Genomic DNA, 14,918 nt, shown 5'->3' on the forward strand with positions numbered 1-14,918 from the left:
CGGACTAATCTCTTGTGTTCAACATTACAATAAAGTACATGCTTAGTATAAGATTGAACCGCCGTATACGGGTCCGTACGTACGGTGGTGTGAGAGGTCGGAGGTTCGTCACCTCCTCCTACTCGATGGGAGAATAGATATGGCTTTGAAGATTAGAATAAAAGGTAAAAGAGGAAGAGGTGATTCCATGGAACTGAATTTGTTTTGGACGTCTGTTCTTATGCTCCTAACAGGGACCATTTTATTACGGGTGGCCGGTAGAAAATCGATCAGTCAAATGACGGTTGCACAGACAGTAATTATGATATCAATTGGATCCATTATCATCCAGCCAATTGTAGAAACGAGCGTGCCTAATACGATGATTGCGGTCTCTATTTTTATTGGAGGATTAATTTTAATGGAATGGCTGCAAGTGAAATTCAACTTTATCGAAAAATTTCTAACAGGGAAATCAGTAGTGATTGTGGAAAATGGGCAAATAAATACAAAGAATTTAAAAACCCTAAGATTTACAGTCGATCAATTGGAAATGAGATTAAGGCAAAATGGGGTTTCAAACATAGAAGATTTAAAAACTGCAACACTTGAGCCAAATGGACAACTAGGGTATGAGCTTAAAAGGGAAGCTCGTCCCGTGACAGTAGGGGATTTAGAAAAGATGCTTCCACAACTAATACTGAAGCTCCAATCTAACACGGAAGAACCTTCTATATTTAATGAGGTACGGAGTAAATCACATGAAACCCCACATCCTAATCGACTAAATTAATTAGCTCGCTAATTCGGGACCTTAAATTTTCTCAAGAAAGGAAAATCAGAAGCTAATATCGAAATATAGAGAGAAATATAAATAGAAAGAGGAGAAACCTTTTGGATAATGTTTTAATTTTAGGTGGAACACAGTTTTTTGGGAAAAGATTAGTCGAAAAATTATTGAAACAAGGTAAAAGTGTAACGATAGCTACCCGTGGGAAAACAAAAGATCCATTTGGAGATAGAGTACAGAGGCTGATAATTGATAGAGAGGATAAAGAATCTATCATAAATGAAACTGAGGGGAAAAACTGGGATGTTGTATATGACCAAACATGTTATTCACCTCAGGAAGCGAGAGATGCAGCTGAAGCCTTGAAGGAGAAGGTAAAGAGATATATTTTCACCTCTACTATGGCCGTTTATGATTACGGGACAAATAACGTTGAAGAAAATTTTAACCCTTATGAATATCAAATAACTTACAAAGGTAGAAGAGATTATCCAGGATATGAAGGATACAAGGAAGCCAAACGAGCCTCAGAAGCTCACCTTTTTCAAGAAACGAATTTTGAAGTAGTAGCAATTCGCTTCCCAATCGTTATTGGGAAAGATGATTACACAAATAGACTGAAGTTGCATGTTGAAAAGGTTATGGGCAATGAACCTATCGGAATTCCTAATGAAGAAGCAAGATATAGCTTTATCCTTTCTCATGAAGCCGCTAGCTTTTTATATGAGATGGGTCTCTCTAACTTTACAGGGCCTGTAAACCCTGGTTGCGACGGAGATATATCTATGGGTGAGTTAATGCGAAAAATTGAAGGGATTACAGAGCTTAAAGCAAAAATTACTAATGAGCTAACTCCTGAAAATGCTTCGCCGTATGCCTTACCTGGTTCGTGGTCAATTAATACAAATAAAGTAAAAGAATTGGGATATAGCTTTTCGGACTTACATCAGACACTTGATGAGTTAATCCATTATTATAAAGGTTAAACAAAGATGAAAAGGAGCTCACTGTCAACTAGTGAGCTCTAATTCATTGATCTTTCCATCTGTCAAAGCCAAGATAACGAGTACCTTGGAAAGTGAGCTTGCCATAATCTCCTTCAGCAAGATGACCAAATTCGTTTCCGCTTACGTGTAGTTCCATTCTGTCACCACTCTCAACCTCAAAAGTAACATAATATTTAGTGCTGGTTGTGGAGTGTACATGGTTGTTATGGTTATGGGCATTTCTTCTGACATGCGTCCTTTTTGAGACCACTTTCGATGATACAGTTAAAACAGGTTGCTTATTATTAAAATTCCATTGTTTAACACCTTTAAATAATGAAAACGCAATAATACCAAAAACAACTAAGAAAAATACCGGGAAAATCATCGAAAAGATTGAAAACATTGAAAATGGATCAAAACCCATCATTTTAAACCTCCTTTCAAGCATCTCTCACCTATATACGTAGCTGGTTAAAAAAGGTTTCAACAAACCTTATGAAATCAGTTTGATTAATTTTTGAATGTATGATATACTCAATTCTTGTGTTAGTTGAGGTGTTATTAATCGCCACATATAGTGGCTTAAATATTTTTCATTTTATATGAATAATCCTGACTGAAAATGGGATTATAAATTGTAATACTCTTGAAGTATAGAAGTAAGTAATAAGTACAAGGTTTGTCTAATGATAGATAGTTTTTTCCTTCATATTTTCTTCTAATTCGCTACATTTACGTCCGTATTCGCTACCTTCATTTATTTAGCAAAGATACCCTAAGAGTATTCCCTATTGAAAAATTAGTGGAACCTGATCCACACTGGCACGGTCTAGGAGCCGTAAGGATGGAAGAGAGGTAGGGCTTTCATTGTTTTGGGTTTTAAAATGATAAATCAAAATCATTTTCCCACCTCAATTAAATCAAAAATGACAACAATTCAATTGTTGTCATTTTTTTATGGATTAAAATCTCTAAATCACGAACGTTTTTCGATTTTTTATATTGAAATATTTGTGTTTATTAGATATGATGAAGTTAATTGATATGCACCTTAAATCGCAGTGACTGACGACAAATGTGGAAGGAACCACAGGGGAGCTGCGTACTTGTATAGCCGGTCGTCTGGGCAGAGATAAGGGATATCCTTGTCTCTTTTTGTTTAGCCTAAGCTTCAAGAAATTCTTGTTAACGCTTTGCTTTCTAAACTCAGGGAGGGAAATACATGGAGAAGAAACTAATATTAGACGGAAACGTAGTAGCGAATGCAGTAAAGGAAAGTCTTAAAGACAGAATCAAAGTCTTAAACGAAAATGGAATTAAGCCATGCTTAGCAACCATTTTAGTTGGGGATGATCCTTCTTCAGAAACTTATGTGAAAATGAAAGGAAATGCTTGTAGTCGATTAGGAATTGAATCGAAAAGAATTCATTTATCAAAGGATACGACTACTGAAGAACTTTTGCAGGTTATACAAGAACTAAACGAGGATGAAAATGTGCACGGAATTCTTCTTCAGCATCCTGTACCTCACCAAGTTGACGAAAGAAAAGCATTTGAAACCATATCGTTAGAAAAAGATGTAGACGGTGTTACTAGTTGGGGATATGGACAGACTGCGCTAGGTTTTGGCGTATTTCCTTCATGTACACCAGCAGCCATACTGAAAATAATGGAGCACTACCAAATCACTGCTAAAGGGAAGCATGCTGTAGTGGTGGGTAGAAGTCCGATTTTAGGAAAACCTGTCTCAGCAATGCTTTTAAATGAAAATGCCACTGTAACAACTTGTCACTCTCACACAACAAATCTTCCAGAAATGCTAAAACAGGCTGATATTGTTGTAGCAGCAGTTGGGAAACCAAACTTTATCCAAGGGGATTGGCTTAAAGAAGGAGTAGTCGTTCTTGATGCTGGATATAACCCTGGAAACATCGGGGATGTAGAGTATGACTCTTGTTACGAGAAAGCTTCTGCTATTACACCTGTACCGGGTGGTGTCGGACCAGTAACGATCTCAATGCTTTTAAAACACACTGTTGATTCAGCAGAATACACGATGAAAAAGTCTAATAAGATTATTCACTAAAGGCATTTTTAACATACAAGCAAAAAAAGAATTCTTGACTTTATACCGAACATTCTTTAATATGAATATAACGCTATAAAGTTCGGTATATATTTTTGGATAAGTAGGTCGTAGCTGAAAAAATGTAGGCGAAGATTTTCATCCTTACATTTTTATTGGCTACGATTTTTTTAAATGCATGAATTATATATTAAGTACTTATGGTGAACATTTTTTTGGAGGTTTTACACATGAACACAGGTAAAGTAAAATGGTTTAATGCAGAAAAAGGTTTCGGATTCATCGAGTCTTCAGAAGGTCAAGATGTATTCGTACACTTCTCAGCTATCCAAACTGAAGGTTTCAAAACTTTAGAAGAAGGTCAAGCAGTAACTTTCGAAATCGTTGAAGGTAACCGTGGACCTCAAGCTGCTAACGTAACAAAAGCATAATAACGATAATTGTTGAGGTGATGCTTGTCAATTGGGCATCACCTTTTTACGTCCTCTAGTTTCTCCTCAAGAACATACCGTCCCGATTTGATTCCATACATAGTAGCAAACTTGGACTGGAAAAAGCTGAAAATATTACAATTTAATACTGATTGAAAACATTTTCTTTTGGGAAAGTAAAATATAGAGATTAGAGCAAAATAAAAATATTAATTTAAGGTTTTATATAAGGAGGAAATAACGATTTGGTAAAGTTTTCTGATTTTGGTTTAAGTTCAGAGTTGCAAAAAGCAGTTTCTAATATGGGGTTTGAGGAACCTACTCCAATACAAGCGCAAGCGATCCCAATTGCTCTACAAGGTAGAGATATGATTGGACAAGCCCAAACAGGTACGGGGAAAACAACTGCATTTGGTGTACCCCTGTTAGAAAAAATTTCTGTTGATGGTGGAATTCAAGGGTTAGTTGTAGCTCCAACAAGGGAGCTTGCTGTCCAGGTGGCAGAAGAACTAAATAGAATAGGTCAAGTTAAAGGGATTCGAACTCTTCCTATTTATGGTGGACAAGATATTAACCGACAAATTCGTTCATTAAAAAATCGACCACAGATTATTGCGGCAACACCAGGAAGATTAATCGATCATCTAGATCGAAAAACGATTAAGTTGAATAATATTCAAATGGTTGTATTAGATGAAGCTGATGAAATGTTAAATATGGGCTTTATCGAAGACATCGAGAGAATTTTAAGTGACATTCCAGAAGAGCGTCAAACATTGCTTTTCTCAGCAACTATGCCTAAAAGAATTCAAACTTTAGCTGAGAAGTTCATGAAAGAACCTGAATTAGTTAAGGTTAAAGCGAAAGAAATGACCGTAACAAATATTGAGCAGTTTTATATGGAAGTTCATGAAAAACAGAAATTCGATGTCTTAACAGGTCTTTTAGATATCGAATCTCCAGAGCTTGCCATTGTATTTGGTCGTACGAAAAAGCGTGTAGATGAAGTCGTTGAGGGCTTAATTAAACGTGGATATTCTGCTGAAGGAATTCATGGTGATATCCCACAATCTAAGCGTGACCAAGTTATCCGTCGTTTTAAAGAGCAATCAATTGAAATTATGGTTGCTACAGACGTTGCAGCAAGAGGATTGGATATAAGTGGGGTTTCTCACGTGTATAACTTTGATATCCCACAGGACCCAGAAAGCTATGTTCACCGAATTGGTAGAACAGGTCGTGCCGGTAAAAAAGGAATCGCATATACATTCGTTTCTCCTAGAGAAATTGATCATTTAAAAATCATTGAACAAGTAACGAAAAAGAAAATGGTCAAGAAACCAATCCCTACTTTCAAAGATGTTATTGCTGGTAACCAACAAGCAACGATTAATCGAATCATGAAAGTTATAGAAAACGAAGAGAATACTGAATACAAGCGAGTAGCAGAGACATTACTAGAAGATATGGATTCAGTGACATTATTGTCGGCTACATTAAAACTATTAACAAAAGAGCCTGATGTGACGCCAATTAAACTAACTGCGGTAGAACCACTTCGTTCTAGAAAGCCAAAAGGCGGCGGAAATAGAGACAGAGGTAGAGACCGCAGTCGTGATCGTGGACGCGATCGAAATCGTGATCGTAGTCGTGAGAGAAATCGTCCAGGTGACGGACAAGAAAGAGGAAGTCGCCCAAGAAATCGAAATAAAAATAAATAAATTGCATATTTTAGGATTTAAAAATGAGATTTTAGGTAAACTAGTAAATGTGATACCTACGTATCATTAATCGAGTTTTCAAATTTTAGGAGGATTATCAATGGCAACAGGTAAAGTAAAATGGTTTAATTCAGAAAAAGGCTTTGGATTTATTGAGGTAGAAGGTGGCGAAGACGTATTCGTACACTACTCTGCTATTCAATCTGAAGGATTTAAGTCTCTTGATGAAGGTCAAGAAGTTAGCTTCGACATCGAACAAGGGCAACGTGGACCACAAGCTGTTAATGTCAATAAAATCTAATGGTTCCTAGATAGAGAGCTCCTTTATAGGGGCTCTTTTTAATTGAGGAAATTTAGTTTCTATGTGGATAAAAACAATCAGTTTTTTATCATTGCAAATACATAGCGTGATTTAAACCGGATCGGAGGCAGCATTGAAGGTAATCATATTAGGAGACACTCACATACCCAAAAGAGCAAAAGAACTACCTAGTCAACTTATTCAGGAATTAATAGTAGCCAATCTAATCATACATACAGGAGATTGGCAGTCTATAGAGGTTTATGAACAGATTACAAAATACGGTGAAGTAGTAGGGGTCTATGGAAACGTAGATGATGATGCTATTAAAGAAAGACTTCCGAAGAAGGTTGTCATCGAATTAAATGGATTTAAATTTGGAGTCATTCATGGTGACGGGATTGGGAAAACAATAGAAAAAAGGGTTATAGAAGCCTTTAAGGACGAGGATGTAGACTGTATTATTTTTGGTCATTCCCATATTCCGGTTTCTAAAAAAGTAGGAAATACATGGCTTTTTAACCCTGGTTCGCCTACTGATAAAAGAAAGCTATCTGAGTTTTCATATGGGGTTCTTACTATAGATAGTGGGATTATACTTAATCATGTATACTTCAAGAAATCCATGAAATAAATAACTTGAAATAGAAAAGCACCGGTAAAAGACCGATGCCTTAAGCAGTTATCCTATCCATTTTGGTTAAGTGTTCCCGCAGTCGAGAAAGCTAAATGAATAGGATAACAAAAGTAGTATATGCAAAAAAAATAATAATATGTAGGTCAAAGATCCTGTCTATGTTAATCTTCTATTTCTTCAGTAAAATGCTCCTTACAAAAATTCTCTACTTTTTGTAACTCATCTTCCTCTAACTCAAAATCAAGCACTTTTTCAGTCGTTTCCTCGATTATATGATAGTGGGAAATACGAGAACCTTTGTCGTCCACAATGAATAGAACTTTAAGTTTTAATCCTTTTTCAGAATACAGTTCATCATCCTCTGGAACCTCTATATGAATATAATATTCATAGCGATCTCCAATAAGTATACCAAATGGATCTTCTATTTTTTCAACCGTGTATTCTGTAAATTCCATATTTGTCATCCTTTCAAAATTTCCTCATTAATGTATTATAAATCTTTATTCACGAATGTAAAACGTAAAAAATCTTTTAATCTTAATTGATAGGCTCTGTTAAGCGCTGCTGTTGATTTTCGCTCCAATCAACTTTCTCCAAAATATCAACATTATCCTTTAACACAGTCAATTAATAAAAAAGTAATACTTATAATTTACCCCTTTTAATTGGAAAAATAAAATAAATACGGAAATGAAGTAACGAAAATCCAAAAGTCCCGGTTATCAAATAGGAGTTGTTCAAATGGGCAGCTATAAAGAAATTGAATCGTTACAAGCTCAATTAAAAGATTTAGATGTACAGTTTTGGCAAAACCATATGGTGTTTACTGCAGAATGGTGGATGTTGCTAGCTGCTGCTATAGTTCCATGGATCTGGTGGTACTCATTTGTAGACCGCAAAAGAATTAAGGATATTCTATTCTTCGGGTTTATTTGGATGATTTTAGCATTGGTATTAGATGAACTTGGATCTGCGTGGCTTTTGTGGGGATATCCAAAAAAGTTGTTCCCGGTAATTCCCCCTTTAGCACCTGCTGATTTATCGGTAATTCCCATAACTTTTATGGTTATTTATCAAAAAAACAATTCTTATAAAATGTATTTTAAGTGGTGTCTATTAATGTCTTTTGTCTTTAGTTTTATTATAGAAGTAGTCTTTCATATTCTAGATTTATTCAGATTATATAATTGGCATCATTGGATGTCTTTTATTGGTTTTATCATTATTTCTAATCTTACATGGTGGGTGAACAAGAAGGTATCAAACGTTCAGAAGCAAGCGTTTCGTGGATAAGGTTAAAGAAACGTTAAGAAACATATTAGAAAGTTACGCTCTAACATCTATGGAACCACTTGATAGTTCTGTTTTTCCACATCAATTTCTTCGATGTGTTTCTAGCGTTTTTTATATAGAAAATATCTCTAGCTATTAATGGAATATAAGCTTGAATAAGGGGGTTTACATAGAAGGAGTGTAATACGAAGAGAGGGACTTGGTAGGATTTTAACCCACAAGACACACAACAGAAATCGGTGTAACTGTTGGTTGCTCTAAACGTTGAGCTACAAGTCCCTACATGTATTATAGCCTGTGTCTACACTAATATTCACAAAGATTAACAAAGTTTTTCTGCATACTTTTGAGTAAATAGTTATAGAAAAGTTTTTTATCCCTTCATTTTCTAGTAATATATATATAGTAGGGAAAGCGTAAAAACTCTGTAGTGAGGTATTGGAATGATAGAAGAGCAAAAATTCCGTAATGAAATTGATGAATTAAAAAGAGAACTCGACTTTTATAAGGGGCTAGTTGAACGTCTTCCGTTATCCTTTATTTATGAGGATTCCACTCACGGTAAAAAAGCTGTGAAGGAAAAAAAGGAAGATAGCGTTTCTATTGAGTCGATATCTGAAACTGTTACAAACGGAAAGAGAGAATTCTCCTTTATCTCTGAAGAGAAAATTCCCTTTGAAGAAATTGAATCGTTCTTAAACCCTATACTAGATCTCGTTCCTCACCACATTGTTTTTATAAATAGACATGGGCAAATTACACTATGTAATAATCAAGTGGCAAAAGATTTAAAGGTAGACCGGGAAGAGATGATTGGAAAGCATATTAGAGAGCTTTTACATATTCCTGATCATCAAATTAATCTACTTGAAACACTCCGGACTGGGAAGTCGATTGTAGACAGAGAGGTACTTGATAAAAATTATGGAATAAACAATACTCGAATCATTAGAAATCCAGATGGTTCGATTGAAAGAGTAATGGGAGCATTTCAATTTTTAAATACGATTAAAGAGGCTGAAAGACAAGCTATTGCTGGAAGAATTGCTGCAGGCATTGCTCATGAAATAAGAAATCCGCTTACAACGGTTAGGGGCTACCTACAACTTTTACAAAGTAGGGTAGATAAAGAGACAGCTGCCTTATTTTCGAGCCTTTTAATACCGGAAATTGACCGTGCTAATAAAATTATTACGGATTTTTTAAGAATTGCGAAGCCTTCCAAAACTACGGAAGAAGAAATTCAAGTTTCTGAATTTGTCAATGACTTTTTAGGCAACTTCTTAAATAGTGAAGCGTTACTTTATAATGTTGAAATGGTTTATGATATTTCTGATTCGGTCGCCAATTGTTCTTTTATTGGGGACAGGGACGAGCTATTCCAAGTGTTTATAAATCTATTTAGAAACTCATTGCAAGCAAAGAGTGACAGACTCTTGCGAATCAAGATCTGTACTAGACTTGTTGGGAGATCCATCCAAATTACTTTCTCTGATAATGGTAAAGGTATTCCATCTTCTATTTTAAGTCATGTTTTTGACCCATTTTTTACGACAAAGGATGATGGGACAGGGTTAGGGCTTTCTGTGTCAAAAAAAATTATCGAAAATCACAATGGGTTGATGAGAGTTACTAGTAGTGACCAAGGAACGAGCTTTATAATTGATATTCCAGCTTCCATTAAGGGAGAGTAGGCTCCGGATTTAATCTAGAGGGATTGTTGCTCATTAACCGTTTGAGTAGGTGTTATGGGGAAGGTATTCTTAGGTTTATATAGGAAAAAAAGAGAGTGTCCAAAGGTAATGCCTGTAGGACACTCTCTTTTTAGTCATTTCACAGGTGGAAATAATAGGGTAAAGGTAGTTCCTTTCCTTAATTCACTGTTTACTAGGATCTCTCCATTCATCTCTTTCACAACATTTTTAACAACCATGATACCCAAACCAGTCCCTTTTTCCTTCGTAGAGAAGTACGGCTTTCCAATTTGAATTAGCTGGTCCTGTGACATCCCTTGTCCATTGTCCGAAATGGTAAGCGATACTCGTTCGTGTATAACCGCTAATTGAATGGACAGGTTTCCTCCATCAGGCATTGCTTCAATGCTGTTTTTACAGATATTAATAAGAGCTTGCCTGAATATTTGTTTACTACCTATTGTAAAACATTCGTCTTGAAGGGTTTGTTCAATCTTTATTGAAGACATGTTCGCGAGTGGTTCGATAATACTCACTACTTTTTCAAGTTCGCTTTTTACATCTAATACCGTAAATTCAGTGGAATCAGATTTTGCAAAGGTCAAATAGTCTGTAATGACATCTTGTGCACGATCTAGTTCAGATATAGCCAACTCATAGTATTCGATTCGTTGATCCTTATGTAAATCAGGTGATTGTAATAGTTGTAAGAAACCTCTAGTAACAGTTAGTGGATTTCGAACTTCATGAGAGATACTAGCTGCTAGAGCACTAACTAAATTCATTTTCTCCATTTGAGCTAATTCAGCAGCCCTTAATTTTGCTCCTAACAGAACGAATTTACGTAACATTTCAATTAAATAAGATATTAGAAGAACAGAAAGGAAGTTAATCACTATATATTTAATAGACATCGTTAGTGTTAATATGTCCGTTTGTCCAAAAACTTCTGAGAGGTATATAACAATGATTGAATAAAGAATAGATATAAACCCTAGTACCCAGTACGACTGTAACTTGAGATCAAACTTTTTATAGTAGGTTTTTATGACCAGAGTTAAAGTGACGATTATAGGAACAAGCATTAAGGTAATATAAAAACCGACTCCACCAAGAAAATATCTATAAATGATGATAACAGTACCTAGAATTAGACCAACAAATGTATTTCCATAAAAGATGCTAACGACCAAAGGCACGTAGCGCAGGTCAAAAATGAATTCGGATGATAATCTGATAGGAAAAGTCATACACAGTATTATGGAAATACTCGAAAGGATCGTGATTAAAGGAAAATTAATTTTGTACTCATCACGTTTTTTAATAATATACATTTGATAAACCGAAACAAATAACAAGATAAAAAGTAAATTAACTAATAGATCCACTATTTCTAGGCTCATAATATCATCCTCTAATAACATTTCGTATACAAGCAATATGATATAGCTTATTAACCACAGTAAATAAATCCCAGAAATCTAAAGTGGCTACTTATCTTTACTATAATAATTTTTCCTGAATTTGAAAAGGAAGAAACCTTCATTTTATACATATTTTACAAAAAGTTCATAACCAATTAGCCCTAAATAACGGTCTTCATACATAAGTCTTTGCTTTTCATCTAACAATAATTTTAGATGAAAGGGGAGACACATTAGTGGAAAAGAAAAGTGAACAACAAAGTGGAGAATTGCAATGGTGGCATCTTTCCCTCATTGGGGTAGGATGTATAATTGGAACAGGCTTCTTTCTAGGCTCTAGCATTGCAATAAAGCTGACAGGTCCTTCCGTATTAATCTCTTTCCTTCTAGCGGGGATTGGTACTTATATCGTATATGATTCTTTAGGTAGAATGTCAGCAGAAGATCCTCAAAAAGGTTCCTTCAGGTCGTATGCGAAAAAAGCATTCGGTTCCTGGGTTGGTTTTAGTAGTGGTTGGGTGTATTGGATGTCCGAGATGCTAATTATGGGTAGCCAATTAACTGCACTTTCTATTTTCACAAAATTTTGGTTCCCAGATGTTCCTTTATGGGTATTATCCTCTATCTATGCAGTTTTAGGAATTATTGTTGTACTTTTAGGAAGTAAGGGGTTCGAAAAGATAGAGAACCTGTTAGGAGTCATCAAGATTTCGGCTATTTTAATGTTCATCATTATTGCTATATTAGCTATTCTTGGTATCATTGATGGACAAAAGGGGATTAAGGATCTTCCTAATGCCATGTCAGAGCTTTTTCCACATGGGATAAAAGGTCTCTGGGCATCGCTTATTTTTGGATTTTATGCTTTTGGTGGGATTGAGATAATGGGGATCATGGCCACAAGATTGAAAAACAAAGCAGATGCACCAAAAGCAGGAAAAATTATGCTTGTTGTGCTTACTACCATTTATCTTCTTTCATTGGGCCTGGCAGTCACGATGATTCCATGGACGGAATTTAGCGATAAGAAGAGTCCGTTTGTAACCGCATTACATGAATACGATAACTTAGCGTTTGTTCCACATGTTTTTAATGGAGCCTTAATTATTGCGGGCTTTTCTACCATGTCTGCTTCTTTATTTGCGATTACTACGATGCTTGTCACAATGGCAGAAGAAAAAGACGCACCAGCAAAATTGGCGAAAAAGGGGAGATTTAAAGTACCTACCCTCGCATTAGCACTCACCACATCGGGGCTAGTTGCGTCGATAATAACTGCTTTATTGTTACCAGATACCATCTATGAATACATTACAACTGCTGCTGGTCTTATGCTTTTATATAATTGGTTACTAGTGTTAATTTCTGCCCCTAGACTTCTGGACCTTACAAAGTTTGATCACGGGAAACGGTTACTTGGGATGGCATTAATTGCGTTAGGTATTAGTGGGACTTTACTTGAAAAATCAAGTCGGCCAGGCTTGTTTGTAAGCTTGGCATTTTTATTGATTATTGCGATTGCCGCAACTATTTTACACTTTGTTCGTAAAAAGACAAAGGGCCAAACCCGGACCAAACATAATAGTATGCTGAAAAAACATAGACATAAGCGTAAATAATTATTGTTTCTCTTTTTTATTTATACTCCATTGTTTGTGGAAGGGGCATGCCGAAGGGGAGGTATTATCATCCCTTAAAAAATATTGCTTCCATTCGTAATTGCCTTCACTCCCATACCATTTTAGATCTGGGTGGACTTCTGTCTTATCGTATTGATGTAGTCGTTCACGAATTGCCTTTTTAATACGATCTGACACTTGGACATGGGAATTAAATTCTTCTAACACCCATCTAGGTGTAATTGCAAGCATGAAAAAAGGGAAGTATCTGCTTTTTTTGTTATTGTGCTTTGGTGTCGCACAATAAACAAAATATTGCTCACCGTCAAAACAGAATTCCCAAGTATTCGTGTCAGGATCTGTTGGTATGTGATTTGGCCAGTCTTTTTCATCTTGTTCATTTACGGTTTTTAATAAAGACCAAAATAGGTATTCAAATTGCTCTATATCATACCGTTCAACAATATCCGGTGGAGTGTCAAACATGACTATTAATGATGCGTAGTTCCCAGTGTCTCTTGATATTTCACCATAATGTTTAAGAAGTTTAGCTAAGGTCGTAGAGGAGCTCTCTTTCCTTGGGTCTTCAATAAACCCGTATCTAAGGTGATTAAGCGCGAATCCCTGAGTAGCAGGAATACACGGGAATTTATCTACTGTATTTGTCATCCTATTTTCAAATTCTAAATAAGCTTTCTGTTTCCAATCATCTAAGGATGATAGGTTTTCTTGTATACAATTTTTTGTAAAAAGTTGCACCATTCCCTATTCCTCCTTTTATCCTTATATAGATATTATCGGGGGAGGAAATAGGTGACTGTCCTAATTCAGAAGCTATATTAAAAATGTATAACGAGCTATGTTAAAAGAACAAAATTATAACTGCCTGATATCCAAAATATGCACCAAACCCTATAAGCGAGATTCCAGATATAATTGAGATAATGGTTAACAGCTTAGTTGTTAAGAGTTTACGGAAGCTGCTAGCAACTGCGGCCATCGTAATATCCCAAATGACCAATCCCAGAATGATTGCTAAACTAAAGATTAACAGTTGGCTATTATCATATGTAGAGGCTGTTTTTGCTAATGTTGCTCCATATATACCTAACCAAAATAGAATAGTTAGTGGATTTGAGATGGACATCATAAAACCAGTTATAAATGATTTCCCGAGAGACTCGTCACCCGTTCTTGAATCGTTAACAAACTTCCCAGCACCTACTATGCTCTCGATACCTGTATACGTTAATACGAAGAAACCAAAGGACCAGAGAAATGCTTTCACGATTGGAATTTCTATAAATTGAGCTATACCGAAAAACACAGCCATCATATAAACAATGTCTGCTAGCACAGATCCCAACCCTAAGACCCATGCATTTAGGAATCCATGCTTAATTCCTTTATCCATTTGAGCTGCATTAATCGGTCCTATTGGAGCGGCTAGAGATAAACCTAAAAATACATAACTAATAAATATTGCCATTACAAATCCCCCTGATGAAAAAAAAGTAAGCGTGTACTTGTACACATTCTATTCAGAGGGTGTGGCTTGTACGACAAAAAAATAAAAACCTCTTAGAAAACAGGAAGTTTAATCTTAGAGGTTTTCTCTATTCATTTAGTCATTCTCGTATTGATCTCTTTCAGCACGCTCATTTAAGTAAGTATTTAAGGTTGTGGCATACTCTACAGATTGAAGGCTTAGTTCGTAGTCAATCCCATAGCTACCCTTCGTTGATTTACTAGTGATATCGCCAGTACCGAAACTTGGTCCTTTTTTGTTTCTCTTCACTTGCAGTACCTCCTTTTTTAAAAGGCTTTTTTCTGATGTAATGTAAAATTTATTGTTTTAACACCAAATTGCCTTATAAATTAGATGTTTATATTATGTACAAATTTATCCATAATAATCATTTGCAATTATGGTAAAGGGATCATAAATTTT

General features: G+C 35.7%; 16 protein-coding genes and 1 riboswitch. Of the genes, 10 read left to right on the forward strand and 6 right to left on the reverse strand.

Annotation, left to right across the window (positions count from 1 at the left end; genetic code table 11):
* The first annotated feature begins 139 nt into the window (after window positions 1-139).
* A complete protein-coding gene (locus tag ACFYKX_RS18890) occupies window positions 140-772 on the forward strand; it encodes a DUF421 domain-containing protein (protein WP_389362639.1) in 633 nt (210 codons plus the stop codon).
* Window positions 773-873: 101 nt separating this feature from the next.
* A complete protein-coding gene (locus tag ACFYKX_RS18895) occupies window positions 874-1,755 on the forward strand; it encodes an NAD-dependent epimerase/dehydratase family protein (protein WP_389362640.1) in 882 nt (293 codons plus the stop codon).
* Between the two features lie 43 nt (window positions 1,756-1,798).
* On the opposite strand, the gene ACFYKX_RS18900 is transcribed toward ACFYKX_RS18895, so the two are convergent.
* The gene (locus ACFYKX_RS18900) at window positions 1,799-2,185 is read right to left on the reverse strand and encodes a DUF2500 domain-containing protein (protein WP_389362641.1); all 387 of its coding nucleotides are present in this window, start codon (window positions 2,183-2,185) and stop codon (window positions 1,799-1,801) included.
* Between the two features lie 624 nt (window positions 2,186-2,809).
* Window positions 2,810-2,893: riboswitch (ZMP/ZTP riboswitch) on the forward strand.
* A gap of 87 nt (window positions 2,894-2,980) precedes the next feature.
* Here ACFYKX_RS18900 and ACFYKX_RS18905 point away from each other — a divergent pair.
* The 5 genes from ACFYKX_RS18905 (at window position 2,981) to ACFYKX_RS18925 (ending at window position 6,931) form a co-directional block, all read left to right on the forward strand.
* The gene (locus tag ACFYKX_RS18905; protein ID WP_389362642.1) at window positions 2,981-3,844 is read left to right on the forward strand and encodes a bifunctional 5,10-methylenetetrahydrofolate dehydrogenase/5,10-methenyltetrahydrofolate cyclohydrolase; all 864 of its coding nucleotides are present in this window, start codon (window positions 2,981-2,983) and stop codon (window positions 3,842-3,844) included.
* Between the two features lie 230 nt (window positions 3,845-4,074).
* Window positions 4,075-4,275, forward strand: coding sequence for a cold-shock protein (locus tag ACFYKX_RS18910; protein ID WP_322448084.1), 201 nt, complete (start codon window positions 4,075-4,077; stop codon window positions 4,273-4,275).
* Between the two features lie 245 nt (window positions 4,276-4,520).
* Window positions 4,521-5,996: a DEAD/DEAH box helicase gene (locus ACFYKX_RS18915; RefSeq protein ID WP_389362643.1), complete on the forward strand. Its 1,476-nt coding sequence runs from the start codon at window positions 4,521-4,523 to the stop codon at window positions 5,994-5,996.
* A 100-nt stretch (window positions 5,997-6,096) separates the two neighbouring features.
* On the forward strand, window positions 6,097-6,297 hold the full coding sequence (locus ACFYKX_RS18920; RefSeq protein ID WP_066047955.1) for a cold-shock protein: 201 nt from the start codon (window positions 6,097-6,099) through the stop codon (window positions 6,295-6,297).
* Window positions 6,298-6,430: 133 nt separating this feature from the next.
* On the forward strand, window positions 6,431-6,931 hold the full coding sequence (locus ACFYKX_RS18925; protein WP_389362644.1) for a metallophosphoesterase family protein: 501 nt from the start codon (window positions 6,431-6,433) through the stop codon (window positions 6,929-6,931).
* Window positions 6,932-7,095: 164 nt separating this feature from the next.
* On the opposite strand, the gene ACFYKX_RS18930 is transcribed toward ACFYKX_RS18925, so the two are convergent.
* The gene (locus ACFYKX_RS18930) at window positions 7,096-7,392 is read right to left on the reverse strand and encodes a DUF6509 family protein (protein WP_389362645.1); all 297 of its coding nucleotides are present in this window, start codon (window positions 7,390-7,392) and stop codon (window positions 7,096-7,098) included.
* A gap of 286 nt (window positions 7,393-7,678) precedes the next feature.
* Between ACFYKX_RS18930 and ACFYKX_RS18935 the strand changes: the two genes are divergently transcribed.
* Together ACFYKX_RS18935 and ACFYKX_RS18940 are read left to right on the forward strand one after the other, a co-directional pair.
* Window positions 7,679-8,230, forward strand: a complete 552-nt coding sequence (locus tag ACFYKX_RS18935; RefSeq protein WP_389362646.1) for a CBO0543 family protein — start codon at window positions 7,679-7,681, stop codon at window positions 8,228-8,230.
* 443 nt (window positions 8,231-8,673) lie between these two features.
* Complete coding sequence (locus ACFYKX_RS18940; RefSeq protein WP_389362647.1) at window positions 8,674-9,924, forward strand: two-component system sensor histidine kinase NtrB; 1,251 nt, start codon at window positions 8,674-8,676, stop codon at window positions 9,922-9,924.
* Window positions 9,925-10,058: 134 nt separating this feature from the next.
* Here ACFYKX_RS18940 and ACFYKX_RS18945 read toward each other — a convergent pair whose 3' ends face one another.
* On the reverse strand, window positions 10,059-11,327 hold the full coding sequence (locus tag ACFYKX_RS18945) for an ATP-binding protein (RefSeq protein ID WP_389362648.1): 1,269 nt from the start codon (window positions 11,325-11,327) through the stop codon (window positions 10,059-10,061).
* A gap of 257 nt (window positions 11,328-11,584) precedes the next feature.
* On the opposite strand from ACFYKX_RS18945, the gene ACFYKX_RS18950 reads away from it, so the two are divergent.
* Complete coding sequence (locus ACFYKX_RS18950; RefSeq protein WP_389362649.1) at window positions 11,585-12,967, forward strand: amino acid permease; 1,383 nt, start codon at window positions 11,585-11,587, stop codon at window positions 12,965-12,967.
* Here ACFYKX_RS18950 and ACFYKX_RS18955 read toward each other — a convergent pair whose 3' ends face one another.
* From ACFYKX_RS18955 to ACFYKX_RS18965, 3 genes are all read right to left on the reverse strand, one after another.
* Window positions 12,968-13,729, reverse strand: a complete 762-nt coding sequence (locus ACFYKX_RS18955) for a YqcI/YcgG family protein (RefSeq protein ID WP_389362650.1) — start codon at window positions 13,727-13,729, stop codon at window positions 12,968-12,970.
* A 100-nt stretch (window positions 13,730-13,829) separates the two neighbouring features.
* Window positions 13,830-14,456, reverse strand: a complete 627-nt coding sequence (locus tag ACFYKX_RS18960) for a LysE family transporter (protein WP_389362651.1) — start codon at window positions 14,454-14,456, stop codon at window positions 13,830-13,832.
* Between the two features lie 135 nt (window positions 14,457-14,591).
* The gene (locus ACFYKX_RS18965) at window positions 14,592-14,765 is read right to left on the reverse strand and encodes a hypothetical protein (RefSeq protein ID WP_389362652.1); all 174 of its coding nucleotides are present in this window, start codon (window positions 14,763-14,765) and stop codon (window positions 14,592-14,594) included.
* Window positions 14,766-14,918: the final 153 nt, after the last annotated feature.

This window comes from Cytobacillus spartinae, assembly GCF_042865285.1.
Lineage (GTDB): Bacteria > Bacillota > Bacilli > Bacillales > Cytobacillaceae > Robertmurraya_A > Robertmurraya_A spartinae.